Below are 19,681 nucleotides of genomic sequence, written 5' to 3' on the forward strand. Positions count from 1 at the left end.
AAGTTTTATTTCTATTTACTTTTTCTCAATTTTCCATTCTCAATTCTCAACTTTCCATTTAAGAAGTTTTCTTATAATTATATACCGCCCAAAGGTTAGAAATAATAGTCATGGCAACTATGGCGAAAAATTGTGGAAGCAGATTCATGAAAGTACTACCTTTCAACATAATGAGTCGGACAACTTCAATAATATATCTTAAAGGATTAAGGTAAGTGAGTTTCTGAGCCCAATCTGGCATACTTTCAATCGGGGTGTACAATCCACTCATGATATTGAAAATCATGATGAAAAAGAACAGCGTAAACATCGCTTGTTGTTGCGTATCACTGTACGTCGAAATCAGAAGCCCAAATCCTAAAATTCCGATTAAATAAATGGCGACAAAAAAGTAGAGGAGAAGCAAACTGCCTTCGATTTCTACTCCATAAACAAACCTCGAAACCATTAATCCCATCGAGAACATAATAAGACCCAAAAACCAAAATGGAATCAGTTTTCCAAGGAAAAAAGTCGATTTTTTGATAGGGGAAACGTTGATTTGTTCGATGGTTCCGATTTCTTTTTCGGAGACGATGTTGAGGGTCGAGAGCATTCCGCCTATCATAGTAACGAGAAAGGCTAAAATTCCTGGAACTAAAGCTAAACGATAATTGTAATGCCGATTAAACCAAACTGAACTCCTTATTTCCATGCCATTTTCTTTGGTAGCTTCCATCAGTTCTGGAGATAATTTTAAGAGAATATCCTGATTGAAATCTTGCAAAATTTTGGTCAAATAACTTCCTGCCAATCCAGCTTTCACCCCATTAATGGCATTAATTGAAATCGAAACTTTTTCTTGATTTTCTTTAACCAAAGTTTTTTCAAACTGATTGGGAATTTCCAAAATGAGGTCAGCTTTCTCCTTTTCCAAAACGTCATAAGCTTCACGATAATTTTCCCCAAAATATTGAAGTTGAAAGTAATTTCCGCTCGTTATTTTCTGAACCAAAGCTCTGGAAAAAGTTGAATGGTCGTGGTCAACAACCGCTAAGTTGATATTTTTGATTTCGTAGCTTGCAGACAAAGGCAATACAATCAATTGCATCATGGGGCCAATGAAAATCATAGCCAATATCGACTTGTTTCGGAAGATTTGCCGAAATTCTTTACGAAGTAAAAATAGTAACTGTCTCATTCTTATTTAATTGAAAGTTGTCATGTTGAGCGTAACACAGTGGAGTGGAAACAACTTTTATGTTTAAGATTCTTCGGCTCCATTTCATTACGCTCAGAATGACAGTGTTTTAACATCCATCCTCCATCTTTCTTCTTCCTTCATTTACTCGAGTCTTATTTTAAAATTCCTTACGGCAACCAAAAACAGGGCGGTCATCATTCCTGTCAAAATCAAAAATTCTTTCCAATAAATTTCGAAGCCAACGCCTTTAACCATGATGTTTTTAATCATTATGTAATACCATTTTGCGGGGATAATATTGGTGATGATTTGTAGTGGGAACGGCATATTTTCTATTGGGAACATAAAACCGCTCAACATCAATGTTGGAAGCATGGTTCCCATCAAAGAAAACAGCATGGCTTGTTGTTGTGTTTTTACAGCGATTGAAATTAAAATTCCGATGAGTAAATTCGTCATAATGAAAATGATACTCACGACCATTAACATAAGAAAATTTCCTTTGATGGGTAAATCCAAAAGGATATAACTTAGGAATAAAATCACCAATAGAATTCCCATGGATAAAATAAAGTAAGGAACTGCTTTTGAAATAATGATAAATGACGGTTTCATAGGCGAAACCAAAAGTACTTCCATGGTTCCTGTTTCGTATTCTTTCACGATGGCGATGGCCGTCATCATCACGCAAACAATCAATAAAATTAAAGCGATAACGCCTGGGACAAAGTTAGGCGCACCTTCTAATTGCGGATTGTACAACATCCGAACTTCTGGAATAATTCGATAAGTTTGAATGGTGTTTGGTTGAAGATTTCCGTAGAAATCTCGAATTATATTTTCTAAATAACCCGTAATTTGATTACCGAGATTGATATCGGTTCCGTCGGTCAAAATTTGGATTTGAGCTTTATGATTTTGGGTTAAAGTCTCGGAAAAATCACTCGGAATTACGAGGAGAATTTTCACTTTTCCATCTTTAAAAGCTTCCTGAAACTGTTTGTCGGAATTCAAGGTTCGGTTAATATCAAAAAATTTGTTTTGAGAAATTTTAGAAATCAAAGTGGTTGAAGCAGTACTTTTATCTTGGTCAAACACGGCCACTCCCGTATTTTTTATTTCGTTGGAAAGCGCAAATCCAAACAAAATAACCTGAATAATCGGCAATGCAAAAAGCATCATTAGGATGCGTGTATCCCGAAACACATGCCAAAATTCTTTACGTATAAAAGTATATAACTGTTTCATTTTTTTAATTAAAAATTGAGAGTTGACAATTGAAAGTTTTCATTTGTCTTCCTTCCTCCATCTTCTGTCTTCCATCATTTTTCATTTTCAACTTTCAATTCTCCATTTGTTTTTAATCTGCTCCTCTTTTCGCGCCTCTCGCTAACTGGAAGAAGACTTCATCCATTGTTTTGACGCCAAAACTTTTCTTCAAATTTTCTGGCGTGTCCAAAGCACCAATTTTTCCGTCTACCATAATCGAAACGCGGTTGCAATATTCCGCTTCGTCCATGTAATGTGTGGTTACGAAAATGGTGATTCCATTAGAAGAAGCTTCGTAAATCATGTCCCAAAATTGCCGTCTTGTCACGGGATCAACACCTCCAGTCGGTTCATCCAGAAATACAATTTCAGGGTTATGAAAAATGGCCACCGAGAAGGCTAACTTTTGTTTCCATCCCAAAGGAAGTTCGGATACCAACTTGTTTTTCTCCTTTTCGAGTCCCAATTCATCAATGAGGATTTGACTTTTTTGTTTGACTTCTTTCAGTCTCATTCCATAGATTCCACCAAAGAATTCTAAATTTTCGGCTACTGTCAAATTCTCGTACAAGGAGAATTTTTGACTCATATAGCCGATGTTTTTTTTGATGTCTTCAGGGTTTTTATACACATCAAAACCCGCCACTTTTGCTTCGCCAGAAGTTGGTGTGGAAAGACCAATCAGCATTCGCATCGCGGTGGTTTTTCCCGCACCGTTCGCGCCAAGGAAACCGAAAATTTCGCCTTTGTTGACTTCAAAACTAATATGGTCAACGGCGACAAAATCCCCGAATACTTTGGTTAATTGGTGCGCTATAATGGCTTTTTCTTGCATTGTTTTTTATTTAATTTAAAGTTGAAAATTGAGAATTGAAAATTTTCATTTGTCTTCCTTCACCCCTCATCCCTCTTCCCTCATTTTCAACTTTCCATTCTCCATTATTATTGAAGCAGTTCTATAAAACAGTCTTCAATGGTAGCTTCTATTTTGTTGATTTCTATATATTTAAAATTGTTTTCTTGTAAAAATTTAAGTAGATTATCTTTACTATAATTAGAGTCTTTATCTATCGCAACATGAACAAATTCTCCAAAAGCATAGGTATTTTTGGTGGATTCATTGGCTTTTAATGTTTTTAATAAAATAGGGATGCTTTCAGTTTTTACTTCAAATAAGTCTTTTGGAAAACTGTCACAAATTTTTTGCGGAGTGTTGATTTTCAAAATTTTTCCGTGTTGCATCAGTGCAATTCGGTCACACAAATCGGCTTCCTCCATGTAAGGGGTAGCAACAACAATCGTGATGCCTTGGGTTTTTAGTTTTTTCAGCATTTCCCAAAATTCCTTTCTTGAAACTGGATCAACTCCTGTAGTAGGCTCGTCTAAAAACAGTACTGTTGGTTTATGAATTAATGCACAGCAAAGGGCTAATTTTTGTTTCATTCCACCTGAAAGTTTGCCTGCTTTTCTGGTCTTAAATGGTTCGATTTGCCGATAAATATCTTTGATTAAATAGTAATTTTCTTGAATAGTGGTATTAAATACACTCGCGAAAAATTCTAAATTTTCCTCAACACTCAAATCTTGATACAACGAGAATTTTCCAGGCATATAGCCTAAAATTTTCCGGATTTGTTTGTAATCTTTCACGCAATCTAAACCGTCAATTTCCGCCGACCCAGAGTTGGGCAGAAGAAGTGTAGTCAAAATCCGAAATATCGATGTTTTACCTGCTCCATCAGGACCAATTAAACCAAATATCTCACCTTTCTCCACAGAAAAAGTGATTTGGTCAACCGCCAAAACCATGTCGTTTTTTTTGCCGTAAGATTTTGATATTTCTTTTACATTAATCATTTCTTTTTGTTGTTGCCAGTTTTAAGATTCTTCGACTTCACGTTGTTCCGCTCAGAATGACAGTATGTTTGTCATGTTGAGTGAAGTGAAGCGGAGTCGAAACATCTCGTTTTAGTTTATACTTATTTCATAGATTCTTCGACTCCACGTTGTTCCGCTCAGAATGACAATGTTGATAGTTTTCATCCTTCTTCCATCATCCAGCTCCCTTACAATTTCACATCCCCATACATTCCAATCTTAATAGAACCATCATTTTTGACTCTAATTTTGGTGGCATAAACAAGGTTGGCTCTTTCGTCTTTGGTTTGAATAGTTTTTGGAGTAAATTCAGATTTTGGGGAAATCCATTCGATCGTTCCAGAAATTTCTTTTGACTTTTCATCACCAGCGCCAACCAGAACTTTCACTGTCTGACCGATTTTAGCTTTTGTCAGTTGGTCACCTGTTAAGTACGCCCGAAGAATCATATCGTTGAGGTTGGCAATTTTGAAGATGGGTTTTCCGGTCGTTGCAAATTCGCCTTTGTACATGTATTGCGTGAGAACGGTTCCATTGATGGGTGCTGTGATGATGTTGTGTTTCAGTTGTTCGTCAATTTGAGCCACACGTTTTTCGGTTGGATTTTTTTCGCTAAGAATTCCTCTGTTTTGAATAGAAATCTGGTCTTTTGTGGAGGCTATTTGTTGATTAATGGATTGCAGTTGGGATTTGGCAACATTAATTTGCTTTTGAATTACAGCAACTTGCGAATTTGCGTCATCCAATTGTTTTTGCGTCGCCGCGTCTGCTTTAACCAAATTTGAAGTACGGTTTTTTTCGCGAACTGCGGTTTGCAATTGCTCTTGCAAAACAGCAATTTGGGCATTCTGCGATTGTAATTGACTTTGCAAAACCTGAATCTGAGGCGTTGCTGAATTGGTTTTGGCATCGATGGCTTCAATGGAAGCCAGAATTTGCTCCTTTTGAAGTTCGACACCTTTGCCATCGATGATTCCGATTTGTTGGTTTTCTGTGAGCTGTTGACCTTCTTCCAGTTTTAATTCTAAAATTTTTCCGTTAGCTTCCGCAACCACCATCAATTCGTCACTTTCGAAAGTTCCCGTTGCATCGTAGGAGTCTTCAGAATTCTTGCAGGAAAAAACTGCTAAAAGTAGGAGAGGGAGGATATAGGTTTTCATTTTATTCGTTTGTTTATTGTTTTCGTCAGTATTTTTTTGTTTCGAGTTACGAGGCGCGAGACGCGCCAAACACGAAACTCGTGACTATTGATTATACTGTGCTTTGAGATTATATTGAGTTAAAAGATATTGAATTTCGTGTTGGATTTTCTGTGTTCTTGCTTGGTCTTCAGCGTTGACTTCTCGGAGATAGTCGGAAGTCGTTACGACTCCGTTGTCTAATTGCGCCAAACTTGCTTTTTTAACGCTCATCCTCAACTGAATCAGTTCATCATCTTTATCCATTAAATTTTGGATTTTTTGGAGGTCGTTATTATTTTGAACAGTTTGAAAATTCTGATTGAATAAGAAATTTTCACGTTGAATTTCCAAGTCTTGTTGTTGCGTTTCGATGAGTGATAATTCGTTTTTCTTGGTATAAAAACCCGAAATTGGAATGTTCAAACGTATTCCGCCAATATAGAAATCATCAAACTCGTTTTTCAACATGTTAAACCCTGGTTTTCCGTAACCGATTTGTCCAAAAGCACTTAATTTTGGTAGATTTTTAGATTTAATTAAAGACTTTTGAGTTTCTAAATATTGTTTTTGCGCATCAAAGACTTTGAGTTCAGTACGATTGTTAGTTTCGGAAATCAGGAGTTTTTCTGGGGTAGTTAAAGAAGTATTTTCATCCAAATTCTTTTGAACGAAAAGCGACAACATTTGGATAAAGCTTTTCTTGGTTGCTTGTAGTTCGATTTGCCTTTGGTCCAGAGTCAAAAGTTGAGCTTTAATCACATCCACATTACTTCGGAAAATGGTTCCATTTTTTAATTGGGCTTCAGCTTTTTTGAGTCCATTTTGTACATCGGATTTGGTCAGTTCAATTTGTTGAATTTGCGCATCGGTTAGAAGAATTCCAAAGTATAATTGATTGATTCTTTCTTCTAATTTGTCCAGCTCAACTTCGTTTGTGGTTAGATCGATTTCAGCTTGCTGAGAAGCTAATTTCTTTTGATTTGAAGTAATTCCACCGTCATAAATGGTTTGATTGATATCCGCATACACCTTGTATTGGTCTTTGCTCAATGGTTGAATTCCTGCGCTGGATTGGTTAGGGAATGCCGTAACATCCGATTGATAGCTTGCTTGTCCTCCAATATTAATTTGTGGATACCAAGCTTTTCCAGCATTTTCAATCGTATAATCTTTTGATTTACTGATAAGTTCGTTGCGCTTGATTAACGGATAATTTGCCTTTGCTAAAGTATAGCATTCCTCCAAAGTAAGAGTCTGCGCTTGCGCTGAAAAAAAGAGCAGAAGGACGATATATTTTAGATTTTTCATAATTGTTGGTGGTATCAAAGTTTAATTGGAGTCTCCAAAAGAGTCTTAGTCCAAAAGGGAATCAGTTTTCGGCGTTCTTCGATGAACGTGCGGAATTCTTCTTCATTGGTCAATTCAAAATGCATGAAAACATATTTGGCGATGAAAGGAAAAATGGTCATCCCAAGAAAATTCAGTACAAAATGGATGGGTAAAAGATCTGGTTGTTTCTCTCTAATTTGAGCTACAAAATTAGAATCTCGAATCGCTTTTTTTAATGGAATTGAAGTTTCGATTCCTGAGTTTTTCTTTTGAATTTCGCTCAAAATAAAAACGGGGAGATTTGGATTTTTTGAAAGAATCTGAAAATACTGTTCACTCGCCAAATCAATTTTTTCCTCCAGAGTTGTGGTGTTATCGGTAAGAATGGGAATGATATGTCCGAACAATTCCGCTACTTTCAGCTTCATTACTTGTCCAAAGAGTTTTTCTTTGCTTCTGAAATAGTAGTTGAGTAAGGCTAAATTAATTCCAGCTTCCTCGGCAATATCTCGAGTTCTGGTTCCAGAAAATCCTTTTTCTGTGAAGACTTTTTGCGCTGCTTCAAGGATTTTAGCTTCTGTTGAGAGTTCTTTAATGACTTCTTTTTCAGACATTTTATGTGATTTGATAAAACAAAATTAATTTAATATTTTGATTTAAACAAATTATTTAATCATTTGATTAAATTTATTTTTTCAGATTTTAAACCCGATTTTGTTTTAAGGGTTTAAATTAAATTCAAAATATATAGGATTAAAAGCCTGCTGACTTTGATGATTTACCACATCCCAACAAAAGGCGGAGTAGAGGAATTTAATTCTTCTATTCTGCGACGAGTTCCTGGAGAAGTATTCTGTGGAAGTTGATGGGCATCAAAAAACTGAAAGCTTTCTATTTCTCCATTTTTGATGGGATTGAATTGAAATTCTTCAATTAAGAAAATAATAATGCTGTCGCTTTTGCCTTCAAAGAAATTGTTATAGACACCGTGAAGTTTTGATGTTGTAAAAGTAATTCCCAATTCTTCTTTCAACTCTCTTTTAAGTCCGTCTTCGAAGGTTTCGTTACGCTTTAGTCCACCACCTGGAAGAAACCAAGAATTGTGATACGAATGCTTGACCAAAAGCACTTTTCCGTCTCTAATAAGAATCGCTCGGACCCCAACGGATTGCGGTTTGAAGACTTTCCAAATCGAGGAGTAAATTTTATGTGCTATTTTGTGGAGAACGGACATTTTGTAAGAATATTCAAAAATAAAAAAACGCAACCAAAAGTGACTGCGTTTTTGAGTTTTATATCAAGTGATTTGATTATCTGATGAATTCCATTCCAAATAAATCTGGATAGACACCTAATGCAACGATGGCTACAATGATAAATACAGCCACGATATTGTAAGTGATGGTTACTTTTTCAGAAGTTTTGAAGCTGCTTTCTTTGAAGAAGAACATTGCAATGATTAATCTTAGATAGTAAGCGATTGATATTGCAGAACCAAGTACTCCCATCAAAACCATGAATGGACCCATTTTTGGGAAAGCCATTGCTTGAGAGAACAAAGAAAACTTGGCCATAAAACCTGCTGTTAATGGAATCCCAGCCATTGAAAGCATAGAGATTGCTGCTGCTGTTGCCAATAGAGGTTCGGTTTTAGCCAATCCTTTGAAAGCCCCGTAGGAAGTTTCTCTTTTCAGTTTTTCTACCCAAATAAGACACATAAACACACCGATAGTTGATAATGAATAAGCGAATAAGTAGAATGCTAAATTATTAACAGACTGGTCATTTAGTCCAAAGAAAATTAAAGCCAAATATCCTGCGTGCGAAACGGAAGAATAAGCCAACATTCTTTTTGCATTGGTCTGAGCCAATCCCATAACGTTTGCCAATAACAAGGTGATGATTAATAGAACACCAATGATATTAATCCATTCACCTGCGATATCCACAAATGTAATTGCTAATAGGCTGAATAATGCATAAAATGCCGAAATCTTAACCACACTCGCCATAAAAGCAGTGATTAGGGAAGGAGCTCCTTGATAAACATCTGGACTCCACATATGGAAAGGCGCCAAAGAAACTTTGAAAGCCATTGCTGCAATCATTAATACCAATCCCATAATGAGCACCATGTCGGAAGCGTTTCCTTGTACATAGGTTTTGACAGCAGTCAAATCAAAACTTCCGGCTGAGCCATAGATTAAAGCAATCCCTAATAATAGGAAACCTGTTGCAAAAGCTCCCATTAAGAAATACTTAAGAGACCCTTCATTAGAGCGCAGATCTGTTTTGTTAGCTCCTGCCATTACATAAAGTGGAATAGAAAGGATTTCGATTCCGATGAAAAGCATAACCAAGTTTTGGAATCCAAAAAGTACAATTCCACCACAAAGCGAGAAGAGCATCAATGCATACAATTCGCTCTGATGGCTTCTATGATTGCTAAATGCAAATCCTCCCAAGAAGAAAATAAGCAATGTTACAAGAATTGAAATCTTGGTAAATATTGCTGCATTCTTTCCATAGATGTACATGGAAGAGTATTGCTCAAAGAACGAACACTCTGGTTGAAAACTTGCCCAATATGCAACCAATAGACCTACGATACCAATATATCGAGCATATTTTCCGTGATTGTACACTCCAGAAAATAAGGCCAAAACAGCAGTGATAAAAACAACAACTAAAACACTCATAATTAATATTTGAGATTTCGAGATTTTAGATTTGAGATTTCAGATGTTAGACTTCAGATTTCAGATTTCAATCTTCATTCTTTCAGGTCTTTACGCCTCATTCTCTTTACTATTTCATCTCTTATTTTTTTAAATTCTTAAATTTTTAATTTCAAAAGTTAATGTTTAACATCTGAAATTTAATTCAACATTGATTGAAAGATAAACGCCAACGGAGTTTTTACCATTTCCAAAATTGGTTGTGGAAATACCCCAAATAACAATACCAATACTGCGATACTCGCTAAAACGGAGAATTCGACATTGCTAAGGTCTTTTACACTTGCCAATCTTTCTTCGTTTCCTTCACCAAACATGGCTTTACCATAGAATCTTAGAAGATATGCAGCTCCCAAAATAATGGTAATTCCAGCAATTAAAGCAACAACTACATCAAAGTCGAAAATGGATTTAATTAAAATAAATTCTCCTACAAATCCGTTGGTCAACGGAACAGCCACAGAACCTAAAACAATAATTAAAAACAAAATCGCAAATTTTGGAGCTACTCTTGCCAGTCCACCCATCTGAAGGATATCTCTTGTTTGGAATCTTTGGAACAATATATCCGCACAATAAAATAGACCTACCACATTAATACCATGAGCAAAAGCTTGTATCATGGCGCCTTCACCACCTTCACTAGTAACAATTCCTTTGCTCACCAATATTGCTGAAGCAAAAATCCCTGCTACCATCAATCCTACGTGAGAAAATGAGGAGTAAGCGATAATTCTTTTAGCATCGGTTTGGATAAGAGCGATTAGAGCTCCATGAAGGATACCAATCACCGCTAAAATAATTACAATATATCCTGAAATTCCGCCTATAGCTAAAGGAGTAATAGGTAGCAAATATCTTAATAGTCCAAAAATCGCCATTTTCAACATGATTCCTGATAACAGCATCGACCCCGCAGTTGGAGAGTAGGTGTAGGTGTCAGGTTGCCAAGTATGGAAAGGGAATACTGGTAATTTGACCGCAAAAGCGAAGAAAATAAACCAGAATATAACCGTTTGTTGATTAAGGTCAAGTACAGCGTTGTACATATCGATAAGTTCGAAAGACTTAGAGAACTGATAAATATAAATCAGACCCGCAAGCATAAACAAAGAACCTACAAAAGTATATACGAAGAACTTGGTTGTAAATTGAAATCTCTTATTCTCTTGACCCCAGATTCCAGCAATAAACCAGATTGGGATAAGAGTAACTTCCCAGAAAATGTAGAATAGCAATCCATCTAATGAAGTGAATACTCCAATCAGTCCAAACTGCATCAACAAAATCAATGCGTAGAAGGAGTGAGGGAATCCTTTTTTGTCATTAAATGAAGACAAGATAATAAGCGGTGTTAGAATGTTGGTTAGTAATAACATCAACATGCTCATTCCGTCTATTCCAAAATGAATACTACTCTTAATGCTTTTAATCCATTCGTAACGGATTTCGTGCGTAAGCGTTTCGTTTACGGTTGGTTGAAAATTAAAATCGGAAACAATGCAAAAAGTTATTAGCATCTGAATCATCGCAATAACAAAAGCCACTGTTTTCGCTGATTTATCTTTCCAAAAGAACAGTAATCCGGAACCCACTAATGGGACTAGTAATAATGTTAATAAGTGATACGACATTATTAAGGTAATAAAAAGTTAACAATCAATATAATTCCAATCGCCAGAGACATGATAAGGACATAATTCTCTACGTTTCCGTTTTGGATACGTTTCATGAATTTTCCACTGTCTTCAGCTCCTTCTCCTACGAAGTCTACAATTTTGTCCAACACAGAGTTGTCAAACATTTTTCCTGCTTTTCCTAATCCTTCTGCTGTTTTCACAAACAAAGCATTGTAGATTTCATCAATATATAATTTGTGTGACGAAAGTTTTTCCCACCCAACATAATTTTCTTCAGGTTGTGCCAATTTACCTTTGGTAACGTAAGCATTTCTCACCAAGAACCAAACGATAAAGAACATCGCAATGGTAACTCCCAAAAGAATCATTTCGGTAGCGAAAGGAACTTCGCCTACATTTTCTCCATTCACGTACAAAGGTTCTAACCAATGATGAAGAAATTGAAATTTTCCATGTCCAATGAAGTGAGGCAAATTGATGAAACCACCCACCACTGAAAGTATTGCCAAGACGATTAATGGCAAAGTCATATTCATTGGACTTTCATGTAGGTGATGTTTTTGTTCCTCAGTACCACGAAACTCTCCATGGAAAGTTAGATAATACAATCTGAACATATATACAGCCGTACAAGCTGCAATTGCAAATAGAATTACCCAATATATAGGACTCTTTCCGAAAGTAGTCACCAAGATTTCATCTTTGGAAATCATACCGGATAAGAAAGGCATTCCCGAAATCGCAAAAGTTCCGATGAGGAATGTCCAATGTGTTACTGGAATGTATTTCTTTAAACCTCCCATAAAGCGCATATCTTGTTCTCCACTCATAGCGTGAATAACAGAACCACTTCCTAAGAATAATAAAGCTTTGAAGAAAGCATGAGTCATTAAGTGGAACATCGCAGCTGTAAAAGAACCTGCTCCTAAAGCCACAAACATAAATCCTAACTGAGAAACAGTGGAATATGCCAATACTTTTTTGATATCGTTTTGTCTCAATGCGTAGAACGCTGCCATTGCGGCTGTCAATAATCCAACGAAAAGAATTCCGTTCATTACTGTTGGTGCAAGAGAGAATAAGAAATTAGATCTTACCACCAAATAAATACCTGCGGTAACCATCGTTGCTGCGTGGATTAATGCAGAAACTGGTGTTGGTCCAGCCATTGCGTCTGGTAACCAAGTGTACAAAGGAACTTGAGCAGATTTACCAACCGCACCAATAAATAATGAAGCAGTGATAAAAATTATAATATTGCTGTCCAATGTAAACATTCCGGCTTTTTGAGAAACGGTCAAATAATCTACTGAACCAGTATAATAAGCAATCATAAAGATTCCCAATAGTAAACCTAAATCTCCGATTCGGTTCATGATGAAAGCTTTTCTTGCCGCTTTTCCATATTCAACATTTTTGAACCAGAATCCAATCAATAGATATGAGCACAATCCTACACCTTCCCATCCAATGAAAAGAATCAAATAATTACTTCCCATTACCAAAAGTAACATCGAGAAGATAAAGAGATTAAGGTAAGCAAAGAATCTATAGAATCCTTTATCATGGCTCATGTATCCTATAGAGTAGAGGTGTATCAATGATCCTATCCCAGTGATAATCATCATCATCATCAATGATAATTGATCTATTTGGAAACTGAAATCTACCGGAACTTTAGCAATAGTAAACCATTCGAATGCTTTTGCAATGATAGGTTTATCTTCTGCGCTGAAATTCATAAATAGGTACACCGAAAGGATAAAAGAAGTAAAAACCACTAATGTTGCAATACTTCCGACCAAGACTTTAGGTAAGTTTTTTCCAAAAAGTCCGTTAATCAAAAATCCTGCGAGTGGTAGAAGTACTATTAAAAATATCAATTGTTCCATCATATTTTATCCTCTAAGTTTATTAAAAATACTAACATCAACAGATTTTGTATTTCTATACATCATGGCAATAATTGCAAGTCCAACAGCAACTTCTGCTGCAGCAACCACCATGATAAAGAATACCAATATCTGTCCGTTTCCGTCTCCCTTGTAACTCGAAAATGCAGCTAACAAAAGATTTACAGAATTAAGCATAAGCTCCACACTTCCTAAGATAACAATAGCGTTCTTTCTTACTAATACTCCCAATACTCCTAAACAAAAAAGGAAAATAGAAAGTACAATAAAATAATTAAGAGGTACGCTTTGAATAAATGTATTAACTTCTCCCATAATTTTATAAATCTTTTTTACCGATTAATACAGCCCCAACAATACCTGCAAGAATCAGGATGGAAGCAAGTTCAAACGGAAGAACATATTCTTTAAAGAGTAATCTTCCCAAGTTTTTCGTTAAGCCAACCGTAAAATCTACATTAGAATTAGCAGTAAGGTCTTGCTGAAGACCTCTGAAAGCTCCTAACATCCCCACTAATAAAATTCCGCCAGAAAAAATTCCTACAAATTTTAGTAGGTTTTTCTTTTTACTTTCATCTTCTTTATTAAGATTAAGCATCATCAGAATATAAAGGAACAATACCATAATAGCTCCTGCATAGACGATAATCTGTACTATTCCTAAGAATTGTGCATTCAGAAGGATATACAATCCTGCGATTGAAAACATGGTTACAATCAGCGACAAAATTGCATAAAGTGGATTTCGAGCAAAAACAAAGTAAACGGCACTTAAAACTGCGATAGCAGCAACTACAAAAAATATAATCTGTTCCATTATTTCACTGCTTTTTTCTGTTTCTCGGATTGACGTCCTGTAATATCAATTCGCTCGTTAATCTTCTCAACCAATTTATCTTTACCGTAGATAAATGAACCCCGATTATTTTCTGCATCAACCAATCGGTCGGTAAGGTAGATGGCAGATTTTGGACAAGCATCTTCACACATTCCACAAAAAATACATCTCAACATATTAATTTCGTAGATAGCAGCATACTTTTCTTCTCTATAGAGATTTTTTTCTTCTTTGGTTCTTTCAGCTGCAGTCATGGTAATGGCTTCCGCAGGACACGCAACCGCACAAAGACCACAAGCGGTACAACGTTCTCTTCCTTCTTCATCTCTCTTCAACACATGTTGACCTCGCCAAATGACAGCTCGAGGTTTGTGGACTTCAGGATAAGAGTAAACTTTTCCTTTAGAACCTTGTAAGGCGTGCTTCAAAGTAATACCCATTCCCTTAACAATTGAAGGGAGGTAGATTTTTTCGGAAAAGGTCATTTCCTTATTGGATACTACTTTGGATCTATTTGTAAGTTTCATTCAAGTGAATTATAGATATTAGATGTTAGACATTAGACTAATCTTGTCCTTTATCTTAATTTTAAACTTTATTGTATGAGAAGATTCAATTTCTGCAAATTCTCAAACCCTCTTATTAATTTGTAAAATACAATATTACAGCTCCAGTAATGATTAAGTTAATCAAAGCCATTGGTATGAGCTTTTTCCAACCCAAATGCATTAACTGATCATAACGGAATCTTGGGATGGTCCATCTAATCCACATAAAGATCAGGATTCCCACTATCACTTTACCTAAAAAGGCAAAAATACTAATAATAGCTGCTGTGTTTTCTCCCCAATTTTCAGTTACCCAATTGATTCCCGGATAATTATAACCACCAAAAAACAATGTAGCAATTAAAGCATTGGAGATAAACATATTAACATACTCTCCGAAGAGATATAATCCTAATTTCATGGAAGAATATTCTGTAGAATATCCAGTAACCAATTCGGATTCACATTCAGGTAAATCGAATGGGTGACGATTGGTTTCAGCCAAAGCTGCAACTAAGAAAATGATAAATGCAAAAGGCTGGTAGAAGATATTCCAGTTCATTCCGTCAAGATTGACGAGGCCATATAATTTTCCACCTCCTTGTAATTCTGTAATGTGTTTTAGATCAAGGGAGCCACTCATCATAATGATGGATAACAAAGCCAATCCCATTGCTAATTCGTATGAAATCATCTGAGAAGAAGCACGGATGGCACCAATCAAAGAATATTTGTTGTTAGATGCCCAACCTCCGATCATCATTCCATATACACCAATAGAAACCATCCCTACTAAGAACAAAACACCTACATCAATGCTTGCCACTTGTAAGTCGTAAGCAACGCCACCAATGTTAAGCGCTTTCCCCCAAGGAATTACAGCTCCAGTAACTAAGGAAATGAACATCGTAATGGATGGACCAAGTATGAAAAGAAATTTGTCCGCTCCAGCTGGGGTAAAGTCTTCTTTGAAAAAGAATTTGCCACCATCAGCCAAAGGCTGCAAAAGTCCAAAAGGCCCTGCTCTGTTAGGTCCAATTCTGTCTTGTAAAGCAGCCGCTACTTTTCTTTCTCCCCAAGTGGAATACGCTGCTACAGCAAGCGATACAAGGAAAAGTACCAGTACTAAGATAATTTTAAAAATGAGTAAATCCATAGTAAATATGAGTTGCTTCCGAATTATACAAAATCGCTTTCGGTTCTATCGTTTTTATCGTTTACACTTATTTCTTTGGCATCGGGATTGTCAATCATAATCAGCTCGTCTTGAGGTTTCTGATAGTGATTAAGTGAAATAACCGAGTGTCTGTCGATATGTCTTGGTCCTTCAATAGTCCAGTCTTTTGGATCTTTTCTTTCGAATCTACAAGTATCACAAATCCATTCTTCTACTTCTCCCCATTGATCTTTTCTTGCGGTTACCCTTACGATTTCGTCACCTTTCATCCATACAACTGCTTTTCCAGAACATTTTCCACAAGTACAATGCGCGTCCATTGGTTTTGTAAACCAAACTCGACTTGCAAAACGAGCAGTACGATCCGTTAGAGCTCCCACAGGACAAACGTCAATAACATTTCCGATGAAGTCATGATCCAAAGCTTTATTCAGATATGTTGAAATTTCAGCATGATCTCCACGGAAAAGGATTCCATGGTCACGTTGTTCCGTCAATTGATTAGCGGTCAGTACACATCTTGCACAAAGAATACAACGATTCATATTTAGTTTGATGTGAGGACCGATATCATCCGCATCATAAGTTCTTCTTTCAAACTCAGTTCTGGTGCTTTCAACACCATGCTCGTAACCCAAATCTTGAAGATGACATTCTCCTGCTTGGTCACAAATAGGGCAGTCCAAAGGATGGTTTACCAATAAAAATTCGGTAACCGCTTTTCTTGCTTCCTGAGTTTTTTCGGAGGTAAGGTTTTTGATTTCCATCCCATCCATTACCGTTGTACGACAGCTTGCTACCAATTTTGGCATTGGGCGTGGATCAGCATCAGAACCTTTGGAAACTTCAACCAAACAAGTTCTACAACGTCCTCCACTGTGCTCCAATTTGCTGTAATAACACATTGCTGGAGGTACTGATTTTCCTCCAATTTGTCTTGCAGCGTCAAGAATCGTAGTCCCAGGCAAAACCTCTCCGGTTTGTCCGTCCACGGTAATTTTAAATTTTTTAACTTCTTCGCTCATATTCTTCGCTTTATGCGGTAAGCAAAATGCTTTTAATTTTATTTAAAATCAGACAATTGTCTGTTATTTTCTGGTGTTAAAGGTATAACCTATCCCAAAATTAAACTGGAAAAACATGAAATCTTGCCATGCTTTATCCGGCTGATTGTTAAGTGTGGTCTTAATGTCTGGCATATTGATGTAACCAACTTTGCCTTCAATTCTTGCCATCCAATGTTTCCAAAATACCAAGTTAAGGTTAGTTCTCGCATCTAAACCAAATCCAGCAACGTGAAAACGATCGCTCCTCTCATTCTCCATTAAGGATACATTACTTTTCGGAATCAAAACTCCTAAACCAGCTCCATAACCCCAGGAAATATCAAATTTCTTATGATCCAAAATCTGCTTATATTTTTCCAGACCAAAGTTGGTATAATTGAGCCCATCTGTATGTTCAAAAGTCAAGAACTCACCGTCTGTTAAATCAATCTTACCATTATTAATCATCGATGCATAGGTCGGATTGGTTACATATCCTGAAATATCCACTGTCTGATCCTGATCCATCACATATTTCATATGATCCTGAGCAAAAACTAAAGCTAAATTATCTTTAATAAAATATCCTACTTTGAAGTTGAACTGTGGGATTGATATTCTACTCGGATCAATATAAGCCATGCTAATTTCAGATGGTCTGTCTTTAGCAGTCACATCATGTAAGGTAAAATCGTAGTCAGCTCCTCTAAAATGGATATCAGAATTGGTAAATCCCGCTCTGTTCCATCCCCAAAAAACAAACATTTGTCCTTTCTTGGTAAGAGGTTCTGGTTTTACTTTTGGCGTTTCTTCTTGTCCGAAACTAAAATTAAATCCTAAAAGAGCGACTAACAATCCTACAAAAATCTTCTTCATTGTGATATTTTTTATTATGTTTTTTTAATGTTCAACTGTTGGAATAGGGTCTGCATAATGTGCTATTCCATAATTTTTTGTTAAACAAAGTTCTGGGTTTTTGATATGCCATTCGAACTCATCTCTAAAATGACGAATCGCTGCTGCAACAGGCCATGCTGCTGCGTCACCCAATGGACAAATGGTGTTACCTTCTATTTTTCTTTGTACATCCCATAGCAAGTCAATGTCTTCCATAGTCCCTTGTCCGTTCTCTATTTTTTTCAAAATTTTATACATCCAAGGAGTTCCTTCTCTACATGGAGTACATTGTCCACAGCTTTCGTGTGCATAAAATCTTGCTAATGTCATGGTGTGTTCTACAATACATTGGTCTTCATCTAACACGATGAAACCTCCTGAACCCATCATAGTTCCTGTAGCAAAACCACCGTCAGCAAGGGATTCATAGTTCATGTATCGAGGTTCTCCACTAACTGTTTTAAGTAAAAGATTAGCTGGTACAATTGGAACTGAACTTCCTCCAGGGATACAAGCCTTTAATTTTTTACCATCTTTAATTCCACCACAATATTCATCAGAATAGATAAATTCTTCCACCGTAATGGTCATATCTATTTCATAAACACCTGGTTTATTAATATTTCCGCAAGCAGAAATTAATTTAGTTCCTGTAGATCTACCTACACCAATTTTAGCATATTCAGCGCCACCCATATCGATGATAGGCACCACTGCTGCGATAGATTCAACGTTGTTAACAACGGTTGGTCTTTCCCAAAGTCCTTTAACAGCAGGGAAAGGTGGTTTTAGTCTTGGATTTCCTCTTTTTCCTTCTAAAGATTCAAGTAGAGCAGTTTCTTCACCGCAGATGTAAGCTCCAGCACCACGTTGAACATAAATTTCTAAATCGAAACCAGTTCCTAAAATATTTTTACCTAAAAATCCTGCTTTTTTAGCTTCTTCAATGGCTTCTTCCAAAATGTCTGGAATCCAAGAATATTCTCCACGAATGTAGATGTAAGAAGTGTTGGAACCTAAACAGAAAGATGAAATCAACATTCCTTCAATCAAAAGATGAGGAAGAAATTCCATTAAATATCTATCCTTGAATGTCCCAGGTTCGGATTCGTCAGCGTTGACTACTAAGTGTCTTGGGACACCTTCTGGCTTAGCCAAGAAACTCCATTTGAGACCAGTTGGGAAACCAGCTCCACCACGACCTCTTAATCCAGAAGTTTTAACCTCTTCCAAAACTTCTTCTGGAGTCATTTTAAGGGCTTTTTCCGCAGACGTATAACCACCTTGTTTGCGGTATACATCGAAGTAGCGAATCCCTTCTATATGTGCGTCTTTAAGTAAAAGTTTTTTACTCATTGTCTTTTATACTTATGGCTTTTGGCGAATTGCTTTTAGCCTTATTTTAATTTTTATTCAATTTAAAATCTAAAATTTAGAATTTTTCTTAATCCAAAGCTACCGCACCTTGTTTGCAAAGTTCTAAGATTTCGTCCACTTTTTCTATGGTTAGATTTTCGTGATAAAATTTGCCTAACTGCAACATTGGCGCATATCCACAAGCTCCAAGACATTCCGCAGGTTTCAGTGTGAAAAGTCCGTCTGCTGTTGTTTCTCCGTCTTTGATATTCAATTTGGTACGAATGTGATTTAGAATTTTTTCACTTCCAGAAACCATACAAGGTCCTGTTCTACAAACTTCTAAAACATATTTTCCAACTGGTTTCATATTGAACATCGTGTAGAAAGTTGCTACTTCATACACTTCAATTGGTTTGATATTCAATATAGAGGCAACATAATCCATCACTGGAACATCTAACCAACCACCAAATTCTTTCTGTGCGACATGCAAAACCGGAATCAAGGCTGACTTTTGTCTCCCTTCCGGATATCTTGCGATAATTTTATGTACCTGTGCTAATGTTTCAGGTTTAAAAGCTATTGTTTCGCTCATATTTAAAGATTTTAGATTTTAGATTTTAGATGAAAATCTGAGTTCTAAGAATCTTATCAATTTTGAAATTCATTTATATTTTAAGACTTT

Annotated in this window: 19 protein-coding genes; all 19 read right to left on the reverse strand. The window is 36.4% G+C overall.

Features of this window, described 5'->3' with window-relative positions; genetic code table 11:
* Positions 1-58: 58 nt before the first annotated feature.
* Positions 59-1,180 carry an ABC transporter permease gene (locus tag AC4AGG_RS04010; protein ID WP_489770694.1) on the reverse strand — a complete coding sequence of 374 codons (1,122 nt, stop codon included), beginning with the start codon at positions 1,178-1,180 and terminating at the stop codon, positions 59-61.
* Positions 1,181-1,324: 144 nt separating this feature from the next.
* On the reverse strand, positions 1,325-2,431 hold the full coding sequence (locus tag AC4AGG_RS04015; RefSeq protein ID WP_489770695.1) for an ABC transporter permease: 1,107 nt from the start codon (positions 2,429-2,431) through the stop codon (positions 1,325-1,327).
* A gap of 112 nt (positions 2,432-2,543) precedes the next feature.
* Positions 2,544-3,287 (reverse strand): ABC transporter ATP-binding protein, encoded by a 744-nt coding sequence (locus AC4AGG_RS04020; protein WP_489770696.1) that lies wholly within the window; start codon positions 3,285-3,287, stop codon positions 2,544-2,546.
* A 107-nt stretch (positions 3,288-3,394) separates the two neighbouring features.
* Positions 3,395-4,309: an ABC transporter ATP-binding protein gene (locus tag AC4AGG_RS04025; protein ID WP_489770697.1), complete on the reverse strand. Its 915-nt coding sequence runs from the start codon at positions 4,307-4,309 to the stop codon at positions 3,395-3,397.
* A 209-nt stretch (positions 4,310-4,518) separates the two neighbouring features.
* Positions 4,519-5,490 (reverse strand): HlyD family secretion protein, encoded by a 972-nt coding sequence (locus AC4AGG_RS04030; RefSeq protein WP_489770698.1) that lies wholly within the window; start codon positions 5,488-5,490, stop codon positions 4,519-4,521.
* Between the two features lie 84 nt (positions 5,491-5,574).
* The gene (locus AC4AGG_RS04035; RefSeq protein ID WP_489770699.1) at positions 5,575-6,819 is read right to left on the reverse strand and encodes a TolC family protein; all 1,245 of its coding nucleotides are present in this window, start codon (positions 6,817-6,819) and stop codon (positions 5,575-5,577) included.
* Positions 6,820-6,833: 14 nt separating this feature from the next.
* On the reverse strand, positions 6,834-7,454 hold the full coding sequence (locus AC4AGG_RS04040) for a TetR/AcrR family transcriptional regulator (protein WP_489770700.1): 621 nt from the start codon (positions 7,452-7,454) through the stop codon (positions 6,834-6,836).
* A 164-nt stretch (positions 7,455-7,618) separates the two neighbouring features.
* Positions 7,619-8,074, reverse strand: a complete 456-nt coding sequence (locus AC4AGG_RS04045; RefSeq protein ID WP_489770701.1) for an NUDIX domain-containing protein — start codon at positions 8,072-8,074, stop codon at positions 7,619-7,621.
* A 76-nt stretch (positions 8,075-8,150) separates the two neighbouring features.
* Complete coding sequence (locus AC4AGG_RS04050) at positions 8,151-9,539, reverse strand: NADH-quinone oxidoreductase subunit N (protein ID WP_489770702.1); 1,389 nt, start codon at positions 9,537-9,539, stop codon at positions 8,151-8,153.
* Positions 9,540-9,718: 179 nt separating this feature from the next.
* Positions 9,719-11,212, reverse strand: coding sequence for a complex I subunit 4 family protein (locus AC4AGG_RS04055; RefSeq protein WP_489770703.1), 1,494 nt, complete (start codon positions 11,210-11,212; stop codon positions 9,719-9,721).
* A 2-nt stretch (positions 11,213-11,214) separates the two neighbouring features.
* Complete coding sequence (nuoL, locus tag AC4AGG_RS04060; RefSeq protein ID WP_489770732.1) at positions 11,215-13,110, reverse strand: NADH-quinone oxidoreductase subunit L; 1,896 nt, start codon at positions 13,108-13,110, stop codon at positions 11,215-11,217.
* Between the two features lie 6 nt (positions 13,111-13,116).
* Positions 13,117-13,446, reverse strand: a complete 330-nt coding sequence (gene nuoK, locus AC4AGG_RS04065) for an NADH-quinone oxidoreductase subunit NuoK (protein WP_489770704.1) — start codon at positions 13,444-13,446, stop codon at positions 13,117-13,119.
* A 4-nt stretch (positions 13,447-13,450) separates the two neighbouring features.
* Positions 13,451-13,948: an NADH-quinone oxidoreductase subunit J family protein gene (locus AC4AGG_RS04070; protein WP_489770705.1), complete on the reverse strand. Its 498-nt coding sequence runs from the start codon at positions 13,946-13,948 to the stop codon at positions 13,451-13,453.
* Positions 13,948-14,496: a NuoI/complex I 23 kDa subunit family protein gene (locus AC4AGG_RS04075; RefSeq protein WP_489770706.1), complete on the reverse strand. Its 549-nt coding sequence runs from the start codon at positions 14,494-14,496 to the stop codon at positions 13,948-13,950. The genes AC4AGG_RS04070 and AC4AGG_RS04075 overlap by 1 nt, the downstream gene beginning before the upstream one ends.
* 115 nt (positions 14,497-14,611) lie before the next feature.
* Positions 14,612-15,673, reverse strand: coding sequence for an NADH-quinone oxidoreductase subunit NuoH (gene nuoH / locus AC4AGG_RS04080; protein WP_489770707.1), 1,062 nt, complete (start codon positions 15,671-15,673; stop codon positions 14,612-14,614).
* A gap of 23 nt (positions 15,674-15,696) precedes the next feature.
* Positions 15,697-16,719, reverse strand: coding sequence for an NADH-quinone oxidoreductase subunit G (locus tag AC4AGG_RS04085; protein WP_489770708.1), 1,023 nt, complete (start codon positions 16,717-16,719; stop codon positions 15,697-15,699).
* A 63-nt stretch (positions 16,720-16,782) separates the two neighbouring features.
* A complete protein-coding gene (locus tag AC4AGG_RS04090; RefSeq protein ID WP_489770709.1) occupies positions 16,783-17,616 on the reverse strand; it encodes a hypothetical protein in 834 nt (277 codons plus the stop codon).
* A gap of 24 nt (positions 17,617-17,640) precedes the next feature.
* Complete coding sequence (gene nuoF, locus AC4AGG_RS04095) at positions 17,641-18,993, reverse strand: NADH-quinone oxidoreductase subunit NuoF (RefSeq protein ID WP_489770710.1); 1,353 nt, start codon at positions 18,991-18,993, stop codon at positions 17,641-17,643.
* Between the two features lie 88 nt (positions 18,994-19,081).
* Positions 19,082-19,591, reverse strand: coding sequence for an NADH-quinone oxidoreductase subunit NuoE family protein (locus AC4AGG_RS04100; RefSeq protein WP_489770711.1), 510 nt, complete (start codon positions 19,589-19,591; stop codon positions 19,082-19,084).
* Positions 19,592-19,681 lie beyond the last annotated feature (90 nt).

This window comes from Chryseobacterium sp. CG10_8, from assembly GCF_058117085.1.